This window comes from uncultured Romboutsia sp. (assembly GCF_958366745.1).
Taxonomy (GTDB): Bacteria; Bacillota; Clostridia; order Peptostreptococcales; family Peptostreptococcaceae; genus Romboutsia; species Romboutsia timonensis.
On the sequence record NZ_CATXCO010000048.1, the window covers coordinates 1 to 13,572 of the forward strand.

The following is a 13,572-nucleotide window of genomic DNA, read 5'->3' on the forward strand; positions in this document are numbered from 1 at the left end:
ATTTTTATATATTATGAAATAGGATACCAATGTTGGTATCCTATTATTATTTTATAGACCACTATATACTGAAAAAGCAAGGGGAGTGGTCCTATGATGAAATATATCATATATGGTAAAATCCACTTTGAGTAAGACATAAAGAGGAGGAGATAATATGAACTCATTTATAAGTAGTGATAATACGTGGATGCTATGGACGTTCTTAGTAGTTTGGTCTGCGATAAGTATAGTACTTGAACAAAAATACAAATGGGCATCTAAGGTAACAGGTGCAATTATAGCATTATTAGGAGCAATTATATTTGCAAATCTAAAAATAATACCAACAGAAAGTAGTGTATATGATTCAGTTTGGACATATGTAGTACCAGTTGCAATACCACTTTTATTATTAAAAGCAGATATAAAAAAGGTTAAAAATGAAAGTGGAAAAATGTTAGGTGCATTTCATGTATCAGCACTAGGAACAGTAGCAGGTACGTTTATATCAGCATTTTTACTAAGTTCACTAATACCACATATAGCTGAGATAGCTGGAATGATGACAGGTTCATATATTGGAGGAGGAGCTAATTTTGTTGCCATGACAAATGCTTTTAAAACTCCAGAAAATATAACTAATGCAACAATAGTAGCTGATAATTTAGTTATGGCTGTATATTTCTTTGTAACTATGTCAATACCTTCAATATTATTTTTCAAAAACAAATGGGGTATGGCTACAGAAGGTGAAGAAAGTAGTGGAGGAAGTTCTACATATTGGACAAAAAAAGAGATATCATTAAAGGATATAGCTGTTTCTTTAGCAATTGCTTTTTCAGTAGCAAGTTTATCTAATTTATTATCTGAATATATCTCAGCAATAATACCTACTTCAAATATGATATTAAAAATAGCTAATTCTATTTTGGGAAATATGTATCTAATAATGACAACTTTAATGTTAATAGTGGCTACAGTGTTCTCTAAACAATTAGAAGAAATTAACGGAGCTGAGGAAATAGGTACATTTTTAATTTATTTATTCTTTGTAGTTCTTGGAGTACCTGCATCTATATCTGAAATAATAAAAAATGGTGCATTTATATTAATTTTCTGTATATTAGCAGTGTCTATACATTTAGTTGTAACTTTACTAGTTGGTAAAATGTTTAAGTTTAAATTAGACGAACTATTACTTGCATCGAATGCTTGTATAGGAGGTCCAACTACAGCTGTGGCTATGGCTATAGCTAAAGGATGGAATAGTTTAATAGTTCCTACAATGATAGCTGGTGTATGGGGATATGTTTTAGGAAATTATGCAGGAATAATTGTTGGACATATACTTCAAATTATTTTGTAGTAATAGTTATAAATAGTTAAAAAGGTTAGAACTATGGATGTATCCAAAGTCTAGCCTTTTTTATATGTTTAATATTAATAAATAAAGAGAAATTAAAGCAAAGAAATCTAGATTTATAAAGTTTTAAAGAGTAAAAAGTCTTAAGTGTTTAACTTAAGTCTTTTTTACGTATAAGGAAACTATATTATTAATATGATGAGGAGAATAATGTTAAATTATGTTATAATATAATGAAATAAAGGAATTGGAGGGATTCTTTGGAAGATTTAAAAATATCAATACGATCAATAATAGTTTATGAACTTATAATGATAATTGGATCGATGGTAATGAGTAGTTTTGATATCACAAGTGATAATAATTTAGCTCAATTAATAGGAAATTCTATAATTCAAATTATATCATCAGGGTATATAGTTTATATTATAAAAAAGTTTTATAAACTAGAGAATATAGGATTTTCAAAGATAAAAAAAGATAAGTTAGTATGGTTTATACCATATATTTTTATATTAATATCCATGTTATATAAATTTATAGAAGGGATTTATAAAAACATATCATACTTTAATAGTACTACTTTAATAAGTATAGTTCTTATATTAATAGGAACTGTAATAGCAGGATTTTCAGAGGAGATAATGTTTAGAGGAATGTTACTAAACACATTAAAGGGAAAAATACATTTAATAAGTGCAATGATTATAAGTAGTTTAGGATTTTCAGTTATGCACATTACAACAATATTTGCTGGAAAAACATTAATTCAAGCTTTAGTTAATGTAATAGCTTCAAGTTTATTAGGGTTTGCTTTTGTACCACTAGCTATTATATTAAATAATATATTGCCTTTGGCAATTTTTCATACTTTATGGAATTTTATAATTATAGCATCTTCTACTATGGGAATAAATATATCAAAGGTATATTTGTTTTGTAATCCTATAAATATTATAATATCAATTATATTATGGACTATTATCATAAAAAAGCAGAAAAAGAATACATTTTCTAAAAATAAACTAGTATTTAGTAAAAGAATTAATAAATAGTATATAAAAAAGACAGGTCCCGATTCCTGTCTTTTTTATGGAATATGAAAAATATTTATTAAATGAGTATGAGTAATATAATAAGGATGTATTTAAATTATGCCCAAATATATAGAAGTTATACATTTATTTAAAAGTTTTATAAAATTTATAGCAAGGACTATATCTTTACTATATAGACTAAAGTGTAGATAAGGTAAGTTGAGAAAAGGATGCATTATAAAAATGCTTATATACAATTTGTAATAAAAGCATTAAATAGATAGTAAAAAGACAGGTTAAAAACCTGTCTTTTTTGTGGAGTATAAAAAATAAAAAAATAATGAGCATATTATGAGTAATATAATGAGGATTATATTTAAATTATTGACTAGATTTTGAAGATTATACATTTAAAATTAAATAATTATAAATTTTATATTAAAAAGTATATTATACTTTTTAGAAATTGAATATCTATAAATATAATAGGTATAAATTTATATTAAAATGCTATTAAAATACCTTAAATGTATGAATGGAATAAATGAATTAAATAAAGTGGAAGGGGATTAGTATGATAAATAATAATGTATTAGATATGATTGGAAACACTCCTATGATTAAATTAAATAATATAGGAAATTCCAATATATATGTAAAGCTAGAAAAGTATAATCTAGCAGGGAGTATAAAAGATAGAGCAGTTTATTATATGGTAGAAAATCTTGAAAAAAATGGACTATTAAAAAAAGGTGATGTATTAGTAGAAGCAACTAGTGGAAATACAGGAATAGCCTTGTCTATGATAGGAAGTTTAAAAGGATACAAAGTTATTATAGTAATGCCAGAAACTATGAGCGTAGAAAGAAGAACTCTTATGAAAGCATATGGAGCTAAGCTTATACTAACAGATGGGTCTTTAGGTATGAAAGGCTCTATAGAAAAGATGAATAAACTTTTAAGTGAAAATTCAAATTATATAAGTTTAAAACAATTTGACAATGAATATAACCCTTTAGCACATTATGAAACAACAGGTGTTGAGATATATAATCAAGTTAAGGATATAGATATATTTGTATGTGGTGTTGGAACAGGCGGAACTATAAGCGGAGTAGGTAAATATCTTAAAGAGCAAAATCCAAATATAAAAGTAGTTGCAGTTGAACCTGAAGGTTCACCAGTTATAAATAAAAATAAAAAAGGATCTCATAAGATACAAGGAATAGGGGCTGGATTTATACCTAAAAATTATAACGAAAATGTTGTAGATGAAGTTATGACTATAACTGATGAAGAAAGTTACAAAGGTGTTAGAATAATGGCACAAAAGGAAGGTATATTAGTTGGAATATCATCAGGAGCTAATATATATGCGGCATTAAAATTATGTGAAATGTATCCTGATAAAAAGATAGTTACAGTAGCACCAGATGGAATAGACAAATATATGTCTATGGGAATATTTTAATTATATAATTTATGCAATAAGGAAAGTAATTTTAATAAAAAAGGGTCGATTTAAATGTTTTATAAAATTAAAAAAGATATAGAATATATAATGGAAAATGATCCGGCAGCTAGAACGAAGTTAGAAGTATTTTTATTATATCCATCGATACACGCTAGATTAGCACATATGATTTCACATTTTTTATATAAGAAAAATTTACTTTTTTTAGCAAGATTAATTTCTCAAAGAGCAAGATTTTTAACAGGAATAGAGATACATCCAGGGGCAACTCTTGGAGCAGGAATATTAATTGACCATGGTATGGGTGTTGTTATAGGTGAAACTGCAGAACTTGGTGATAGAATAACAATATATCATGGAACAACTTTAGGTGGTACAGGCAAAGAAAAGGGAAAAAGACATCCAACTGTAGGCGATAATGTTGTAATTGGAGCAGGATCAAAGGTATTAGGTAATATAAAAATAGGTTCAAACTCTAAAATAGGTGCTAATTCTGTAGTTCTTGATGATGTTCCTGAAGGGGCTACTGTAGTTGGAATACCAGGTAAAGTTGTTAAGATAAATAAATAATATATATAGTTAATAAAAGTACTAAATATAAATAGATAACAATCTATTTTATACTTAGTACTTTTATATTATTATAGTTTGCTTTTTTATAATGGCTATAGGTATAGTAGGAGTATATATATACTTTAGAAAAAGCAAAGCTTGTGAAAATGATATACAGTAAAATTATACTATAATGATAAGTATATATTATTTTGAAATTTTACAAAATAATGGTATATTATTTACTATAGAAACTAATGATAGAAAGAAGGACTATACAAATGGCAGATATAAAATATGATATAGTAGAAGAAGTTGGAGTAGTATCAGAAAGTAGTACTGGCTGGACAAAAGAACTAAATCTTATAAGCTGGAATAATAGAGAAGCTAAATATGACTTAAGAGATTGGGCACCAGACCATGTTAAAATGGGTAAGGGGATAACATTATCTATTGATGAATTAAGACAGCTTAAAAATTTATTAAATAATATGGATATATAATAAAATATATAAATACAACAATCGTGTAGGTTTAAAATCTACACGATTATTTCTAATATGTTAAAACTAGAAAAGCAAGGGATTTTAATATATATATTAAATGCCCTTGCTTTTTAATTTATTGTTTAGTTATTGTTTATAGGAAGAATTATTATAAATTCACTACCTTCGCCAACTTTGCTTTCTACGTAGATTTCCCCACCATGTAAACCTATAAGATGTTTAGTTATGGTAAGCCCTAATCCGCTACCATTTTTTTGCTTTGAGTTATCATCTATTACTTGATTAAATTTATCAAATATCATAGATTGTTTTTCTTCTGGAATACCAATACCGCTGTCTTTTACGCTTATTTTTACTTTATCTTTCAAGTCCTGAATTAAAACTTCGATTAAACCACCCTCAGGAGTGAATTTGACAGCATTACCTAATAAATTCACTATACATCTTTCTATTTCTAATTTATCACAGCTAATTTCTTTTTCTTCTGTATCTGTATCAAATATTAGATCTATTCCTTTTCCTTCTATATAGTCCTTCATATCAAGGACAATTTCTTCAACCAAGTATACTATATTTTCATCTTTCTTATTAAGTGTATAACTATTATTTTCAATTTTAGCATAGTCTATTAAATTATTTATTAAGCTTAATAGTCTAGAACAGTTTCTTTCCATTACATCCATATAATAAGAAAGCTTATCTGGAGTTATAAAGGTATCTTTTTTTGAAAGTCCTTTTATTAATTGATTTAAACCATTTAGTACATTTAATGGAGTTCTTAGCTCGTGAGACATATTAACAAAATAATTATTTTTATTTTTCTCAAATGCTATTATTTTTTCAAATAGCTGTTTATTTTTTTTCATCTCACCTCTTAATTCCTGTGTTCTTTTATTAACTAATTGATCTAGTTTCTTTAATTTATTTATTTGCAAATATATTATTATTGCTATTATAATCACATAAATAAAAATAGCAAGATTACTTATCCAAAAAGAACGCTTAATAGTGAAATCTACACAAGCTTCTTCGGTGGATATACCATGTTGAGTAATAGCTTTTACTTTAAGAGTATAATTTCCAGGAGATAGGTTAGCAAATAAGAGAGTATTCGAATTTGAGACCTCCCATTCACTATCTCCACCGTTTAGATTATAATAATACTTAGCAGAAGTTGAATTTTTATAATCATTTGTAAAGAAACTCACCTTAATATTATTATCAGTAGATTTTAATTTCTTACTAGATATATATTTTTCAGTAACACAGTTTACTTCAAATTTATCAAATATAACTTGTGGTTTAAATAATGACAATTCAACAGAATCTGGATCAAAAACATTAAATCCATTTATACCACCAAAGAATAACTTTCCATCTTTAGATTTAAAACTTGATCTTCCATTAAACTCATTAGATTGAAGTCCATCTGAAATTGTAAAGTTCATAAATGTACCATCTTCAAGAGATAACTTTGAGATACCTCCGTTTGTACTCATCCATATACCATTATTACTATCTAATAATATTCCGTATACAGTATTATTAATTAACCCATCTTTTTCTGTGTAGTGAGTACTTTTATCTGTCTTTGGATCTAGTATATTGATACCATGACTGGTACCAACTAGTATATTTCCTTTTGAATCTTCAGTTATATACCTTATTGAGTTATTACTTATACTTGAATAATCATCTTCTTTATTTTTATATATTGTATATTTTTTAGTTTTTGGGTTTATCTTAATTAATCCTCCATCTAAAAAGCACCCAATGTAGTAATTTCCGTTTGAATCCTCATAGACTGCTCTTACAAATTTATCAGATACACCAATTTTTTCAAAGATATAACTTATATCTATAATATTGTTATTTGGGTCTAATGTAGCAATACCTTTATTAGTTCCTATCCATACATAACCCTTTGAATCTACATACAATGAGCGTACTTTATTTGAAGGTAGACCGTTTTCTTCTGTATAATTTGTTATAGTGTAATCTTCACCTTTTTTATCATTTTTAGTTAAAACCGATAAACCTTCGTTAGTGCCTAGATATATATTATTTTTAAGTCCAGTTATATCTCTAATGCTATCATTAAGTAGGTCACTATTTTTTGTATTTAAGTATTTTACTGAGTTTTCATTAAGTATATTTACACCACTTTCATTACTTCCTATCCAAAAAGTACCATCTTGATCTTCATATATACCTTGAATTAGGTTACTATTTATAGTGTCATCTTCCATTTCTGATTTAAAATGTATAAAACTGCTATTTGGATTAAATATAGATACACCGCTATAAGTTCCTATCCACATAAGCCCACTATTATCTTTAAATAAGCAAAAGATATTATCATATACTAAAGTATTATTTTGATAGGCTTCTTTTTTATATGTAATAAACTTATCTGTTTCATAGTCATAACGACAAAGGCCTTTTTCTGTACCTATCCATAGATTACCTGGAGCATCATGCATAATAGCTCTAACACTATCACTTGGTAGAGAATACTTATTTGAATCAGATTTATAATTAATAATACTATTATTATATAAATCTACCTTAAACAATCCATTATCTAAAGTACAGATCCACATATAACCATTTGTATCATATTCGATTTCATACACCGAACTATTAGCTACTGTATCTTCATATGTCTTTACTACTTTAAAGTTTTTATCAACTTCAACTAGACCATTATCTGTACCAATCCATATATGACCATTAGGACCTTCCTCAATAGAGTAGATGTATTGGCTAGGCAAGTCTTTTTCATTACCTAAAACTCTAGTAAATGTATCATTCTTTTCATCGTACACATTAAGTCCATTCACTGTAGAGGCAATCAATTTATTATCCTTTGTATAAAGTAGCTGCCATAAATTACTATCAGATAAGTTTCCACTATTTTTATCTGTATAATAGTTTTTTATTTCATCTGTCTATGGGTTTATTCGACTTAACCCTGCGATAGTAGAAATCCATAAATAACCATATTTATCTTCTATAATATCAACAATATAGTTATTTGGTAGAGAGTTTTTATCATACTTGTCGAATTTATAGTGTTTAAATTCATAACCATTATATCTATCAAGTCCATCGTTAGTTCCAAACCAGATATATCCTTTACTGTCTTGGAATATAGTTTCTACAGTAGACTGAGATAATCCATCTTCAATGGTCAGATTTTTAAAATTAAAGTGTTTGTTTATATCTGCGTAAATTATACTAGTATTTATACTTGTAAAAACACAAAGTAAAACTAAAAACTTTCTTATCCTTTTATAAAATTTCATATATATCCTTTCGTTCCTCTACAAAATATTACATTTTTTTCCAAAAAAATATATCGGATATTATTTTACAACATATTCCTTTATTTGGGAAGCAATATAATAAAATTTTATACATTGTCAATTGTTTTTTATAAATTTTAAATTTTCATTATATTTACAATTTATCTAAAGAAAAATGAAGATATATTATGTTTACAAGAGGTAATAAATAGTTAACACAATAAATAAGAAAAAGAATAAAAGATTTATAGTAAATTTTAAAATGACAATTATATAAGAAGGATTATCATCATACTTTAAATATTCCATAGTTAAAAGTAATTGTATGTTACTAGCTAGTAAAAAACAACGAAATTTATTAGATACATTGATGTGTTAAGATATAGAGTATTAGAAAGACATAATTAACTCGTTGTGCTAGTTAAATTTAGTCATTGAAATTACTATGGTTGATTATATAAAAATGAATTATTAAAAAATATTGGATAGCATTTTCAATATGTGTAGAGATTAACTAGCACAACAGATTAATTAATAATTAAATTATATAAATCAAAGTCAGAGAATATAATATATTTAATACTGTATTCTTTGACTTTTAATTATTATATATTCTTATAAATTATAATAGATATATCTTTATAAGAATAAAAATTAATAAAAAACAAGAAAGAAAATCAAGTTTATTAATAGTATCTGTACTAATTTTAGATTTTACTAAGAAGTTTACGAATTTAGGAACTACATATTTAGATACTAAAAAATATGAAATAAATAGTAGAAATAATATACAAAAAAATGTAGTTTCGGATAATGAAATAGAAAAGCCTAAGTATATGAACAAATTAAATATAATCAATATGTTGTTAAATATAAATGATCGTGAAGATTTTTCATACAAAATATGGTCTACGAAATTTTCTTTAAAAAACTCTCGTTCACTATGATTAGGGATAATCTCTAATAAGTCTTCTTTTTTGACAAAGTTAAATTCATTATGATATATGCAAACTTCTACTAAGTACATAATGAATTCTTCATCAGATAGTATGTTTAGGTCAACTAATTTAGAATCTGGAGTATAAACATAAGTTTCAATTATTTTGAATATATTCATATCCACAGCTTCTTTTACTTTGGAGGCTATAACATTATTTATATTATCATTTTCATGTATTTCTACTTTTATATAATAAGTATCATCATATAAAAGTATTTTATCATCTTGATTTTGAATAATGATACCTATATGTTTTTCCTTCATAAAATCCCACCTTTTGCTTACAATGATTTAGACTAAACAATTCATATAATATAAGATATAGTTAAAAATATTTGAAAATTTACTATACTTTTATAAAAATATAAAAAATATTAATTTTATATACAAATAAATTTAGTTTACTATAATCAACATTATGTTAGTTGTAACAATTATTTTTTGTACACGTATTATATTAAAGGTAGATATTAATAAGTTTAATTACAATTTAGTGGTTGAGGGGTATAATGAAATCAAAAAGAAATGATATTAACATAGCAGATGAATGTAAAAGACTAAGAAGTTTCCATGTAATATTACTTCTTAAAGATGGAATAAAACTTGATGGAATCATTCAAGATATAAATGATGAAGGCGTTTTAGTATTAGTTGTGGAGGATGTCTTTAAAAACCCATCTCAAAATACACCTAATAGATAAAATTATATGTATAGAAGATATAAACCTAGATTTTTTCCATTTGCAGCTTTAGCTGCAACTTATATAATGCCGTATTCATACTATACTCCATTTTTTCTTTTTTAATATATAAATATTAAATAGGCTATCTCTAAATAGAGATGCCTTTATTTTATATTAGAGATTATTTATCTATATTAATATAGGAATAAGTACAATAAAGTAATGAAAAAATTCGCTTTGCTTGAGCGACGTGTCGGCGAAATATTTCATGTCGCCAACGATATATCCTTGCTACCGCTTTGAGCAACGTGTTGGCTAAGTATTTCGGATACATCCGTTGCTCAAAATAATTATTAGATTATAGATTATCAATAGTTTGGATTTTTTATAATACTTTAGTATTTTAAAAATATAATAGCTAAAAATAACCTTGATATATATGGTACAATAAGAGGATAAATAATATAACGAGGTAATAACTATGGACATAAAGGAAATATTTAAAGACAACGGAATATTAAAAAAGAAAAATAAAAACTATAAAAAAAGAGTATCTCAAATAAAAGCAGCAATATTACTTGAAAAAGCTATAAAAGATAAAAAACACTTTATATTAGAAGGGCCATGTGGCTTTGGTAAATCTATATCTTACTTAATACCTAGTATAAAGAATTTAATAGAAACTAACTATGATGGAAGAATAGTTTTAGTTACTTCAAATATATCTCTTCAAGAACAGTTATATAACAAGGATTTGCCTTTTGTATTAGATGTTTTTGATGAACTATATCCAAATAAGAAAGTTTCAAATAATATAAAACCAGCAGTATTAAAAGGAATTGGTAACTTTTTATGCATGGATAAGCTAGAAGATGAAGACTTTTTTGCAAAACAAACATTAACTAATAAAAATGAAATGGATAGATTATGGAGTTATTATCAAAAAACAGAAGATGGAGATTTAACTAAAAGTGACTTTTTATTAAGTAATGAAATGAGAAAACTAACTACAGTAGATAGTGTAGAGTGTAAGTCAAATTTTTGTCCATACAAAGATAAATGCTTTTATACTTTACACAGAAAAAAAGCACAACAAGCAAAAGTTGTAGTTACAAATTATCATATGTTATTTAGTTGTATGAATGCTAATAGTTCAGTGTTTAATGATGCATCACTTATAGTTTTTGATGAAGCTCATGAAGCAGAAGACATACTTAGAGAGTTTAATGCAAGTCAAGTAAGTATAGGTACTGTAGAGTATATAGAAAAAAAGATAAAAGAAATAGAAAATAAACTAGGTCGTAAAAATGAAATACTAGGACTTGAAAATACAGAAAAATTATCAAACTATGCTAAGGAGTTTTTCAAAGGTATAGAAGAAAGATATGAAAAAACTATATACCTAAGAGCTAAAATAATAGATAGTCAAAAAGATTTACCAGATAATGAAAATCTAGTGTTTATGTTAAATGACACTATTAGAAGACTGAAAAAAGTAAAACTTAATGTAGAACAAGTTTTAGATATAGAAGGACAAAACCAAAATAATGAGGATGCACCAAAAGACGATGGTGGAAATGATGATTTTAAATCAGCTTTAGTAGTAACAAAAACTCTTATAACTACTATAGAAAATATGGTAGAAATGATATATAGAGTAGATGATATATTACAGGATAAAAACATAGTAATGTGGGTTGAAATAGAAAAAGGTGTGGTAGTACTGGGTAAAAAAAGTATAGATGTATCACAAACTTTTAAAAGATACTTTTTAGAAAAAGAAGAAGATGGAGTTGAGAAAACTTGTATATTAACTTCAGCTACTATAAGTGTTGATGGTAATTTTGAATACTTAAAAAACAACTTAGGATTTAATTTAATAGACAAAGATAAAGTAGTAGAGTTTATGGGTAAATCACCCTTTGACTTAACAAATCAAGAACTATGGTATCTTCCAAAGGATGCAGTGCCAGGAAATGATGAAAACTTTGAAGCCACTATGACTAATCAAATAGAAAAAATAATAAAGGCTACAGATGGAGGAGTGCTTTGTTTATTTACTTCTAATAGAAACTTAGGTTTATGCAAAAGAGAGTTACTTAAAAAAAATATAGGTCATAAAATTTATGCACAAGGGGATATGGGAAGAAATAAGCTTACAGAATTATTTAAAGAAGATTATCATAGCACATTACTTGCTACTAAATCATTTTTTACAGGAATAGATATACCAGGGCAATCACTTAGATGTATAGTTATAGATAAATTGCCTTTTACATCACCAGGAGATCCAGTTAATCAAAAATTAAAAATGAGACCAAACTATTTTGCTAGGTTCATGCTTCCACAAATGATAATAACATTAAAACAGGCAGTTGGTAGGGGAGTAAGAAGTGTTGATGATAAGTGTATAATATGTATTTTAGATGAAAGATTATCAACTGCTACTTATAAGAATAAAGTACTTAGTAGCTTTAAGTACAAAAAAACTGCAACAAGAAGTTTAGATAGAGTTAAAAGCTTTATAGAAAATAATAAATAATATTTTTAATAAATTTTAAATATTTCGCCCACGTAGTAGATTAAGAAGCGGATTTATTGTTGGTGAAATGAAATGTTTACCGACATGTAGCTTGAGCTAAGTGAATTTTTATAGCTAAGGTTTAATATAAATAAAATTAGGGGGGAGGGAATAGTTATGATTAAATTAATTGCATCAGATTTGGATGGAACATTACTAGATAATAATGGAAATATTCCAAAAGAGTTTGGAAATATTATAGAAGTACTAAATTTAAAAAATATTAAATTTGCAATTGCAAGTGGTAGAAATTATAGAGAAGCAGTACATAGATTTGAGAAATATAAAAATGATATAATATTTATTTGTGATAATGGTTCAAGTGTTTATTATAGAGATGAATGCATTTATTGTAATACTTTAGATAAAGATACAATAGATAAGCTTATAAGTATAGGTAGAAATATTTCAAATTCTTATGTAACTTTATCTGGAGATAAAGGTTTTTATATAGAAGATGAAAGTATTGCAAATCAGATTAGAGATATATGTTTAAATAAAGATAGCGTAATTGATGTAGATAATTTAAATAATGTTAAAGACTTAATATTTAAGGTAAATATATATGATTTAGTTAATACAGAAACTAATAGTTATAAAGAGTTTGCTAAATTTAACTTACCAGGTATAATAGTAAGACCGTCTGGAGTTAATTGGTTAGATATATATAGTAGTAATGCTAACAAAGGAACTGCAATAGATATAATTCAAAAGAAATTTAATATTAGCAAAAAAGAAACTATGGTATTTGGCGATTACTTAAATGATTTAGAAATGATGGAAAATGCATACTATAGCTATGCTATGAAAAATGGTCATGAAAAAATTAAAGAAGTTTCAAATTTTGAAACAGATTTTACTAATAATGAAAATGGAGTAATTGAAACTATTAAAAAATATGTTTTAAAAAATGAATATGCAACAATAGATTAAATACAAATACACCTCAAGGCAAAATAGCTATTAAGAGGTGTATTTATATTATTTATTATACATAAAAAAAACTCTTAGTATAAACTAAGAGTTTTTACTGGCGGGAATAACAGGACTCGAACCTGTGACCCATTGATTAACAGTCAATTGCTC

Annotated in this window: 11 protein-coding genes; 8 read left to right on the forward strand and 3 right to left on the reverse strand. The window is 25.9% G+C overall.

Annotation, left to right across the window (positions count from 1 at the left end; genetic code table 11):
• Positions 1 to 157: 157 nt before the first annotated feature.
• The 5 genes from Q5F54_RS05175 to Q5F54_RS05195 all read left to right on the forward strand — a co-directional run bounded on the left by Q5F54_RS05175 (position 158) and on the right by Q5F54_RS05195 (position 4,911).
• Complete coding sequence (locus tag Q5F54_RS05175) at positions 158 to 1,348, forward strand: DUF819 domain-containing protein (protein WP_071120679.1); 1,191 nt, start codon at positions 158 to 160, stop codon at positions 1,346 to 1,348.
• 257 nt (positions 1,349 to 1,605) lie between these two features.
• Entirely contained in the window at positions 1,606 to 2,400 is a 795-nt protein-coding gene (locus Q5F54_RS05180) for a CPBP family intramembrane glutamic endopeptidase (protein WP_302334055.1), read from the forward strand.
• 556 nt (positions 2,401 to 2,956) lie between these two features.
• Complete coding sequence (gene cysK / locus Q5F54_RS05185) at positions 2,957 to 3,853, forward strand: cysteine synthase A (RefSeq protein WP_302334056.1); 897 nt, start codon at positions 2,957 to 2,959, stop codon at positions 3,851 to 3,853.
• Between the two features lie 54 nt (positions 3,854 to 3,907).
• Entirely contained in the window at positions 3,908 to 4,426 is a 519-nt protein-coding gene (epsC, locus tag Q5F54_RS05190) for a serine O-acetyltransferase EpsC (RefSeq protein WP_302334057.1), read from the forward strand.
• A 263-nt stretch (positions 4,427 to 4,689) separates the two neighbouring features.
• Entirely contained in the window at positions 4,690 to 4,911 is a 222-nt protein-coding gene (locus Q5F54_RS05195) for a YdbC family protein (protein ID WP_302334058.1), read from the forward strand.
• 125 nt (positions 4,912 to 5,036) lie between these two features.
• On the opposite strand, the gene Q5F54_RS05200 is transcribed toward Q5F54_RS05195, so the two are convergent.
• The 3 genes from Q5F54_RS05200 to Q5F54_RS05210 form a co-directional block, all read right to left on the reverse strand.
• Positions 5,037 to 7,772, reverse strand: a complete 2,736-nt coding sequence (locus Q5F54_RS05200; protein ID WP_302334059.1) for a two-component regulator propeller domain-containing protein — start codon at positions 7,770 to 7,772, stop codon at positions 5,037 to 5,039.
• 93 nt (positions 7,773 to 7,865) lie between these two features.
• Entirely contained in the window at positions 7,866 to 8,222 is a 357-nt protein-coding gene (locus Q5F54_RS05205) for a two-component regulator propeller domain-containing protein (protein WP_288526684.1), read from the reverse strand.
• Between the two features lie 622 nt (positions 8,223 to 8,844).
• Positions 8,845 to 9,486 carry a hypothetical protein gene (locus Q5F54_RS05210; RefSeq protein ID WP_288526530.1) on the reverse strand — a complete coding sequence of 214 codons (642 nt, stop codon included), beginning with the start codon at positions 9,484 to 9,486 and terminating at the stop codon, positions 8,845 to 8,847.
• Positions 9,487 to 9,731: 245 nt separating this feature from the next.
• Here Q5F54_RS05210 and Q5F54_RS05215 point away from each other — a divergent pair, with 245 nt between their 5' ends.
• The 3 genes from Q5F54_RS05215 to Q5F54_RS05225 all read left to right on the forward strand — a co-directional run bounded on the left by Q5F54_RS05215 (position 9,732) and on the right by Q5F54_RS05225 (position 13,419).
• The gene (locus Q5F54_RS05215) at positions 9,732 to 9,923 is read left to right on the forward strand and encodes a hypothetical protein (RefSeq protein WP_281537585.1); all 192 of its coding nucleotides are present in this window, start codon (positions 9,732 to 9,734) and stop codon (positions 9,921 to 9,923) included.
• A 463-nt stretch (positions 9,924 to 10,386) separates the two neighbouring features.
• Positions 10,387 to 12,447 (forward strand): ATP-dependent DNA helicase, encoded by a 2,061-nt coding sequence (locus tag Q5F54_RS05220; protein WP_281537584.1) that lies wholly within the window; start codon positions 10,387 to 10,389, stop codon positions 12,445 to 12,447.
• A 156-nt stretch (positions 12,448 to 12,603) separates the two neighbouring features.
• The gene (locus Q5F54_RS05225; protein WP_281537583.1) at positions 12,604 to 13,419 is read left to right on the forward strand and encodes an HAD family hydrolase; all 816 of its coding nucleotides are present in this window, start codon (positions 12,604 to 12,606) and stop codon (positions 13,417 to 13,419) included.
• The last annotated feature ends 153 nt before the right edge of the window (positions 13,420 to 13,572 follow it).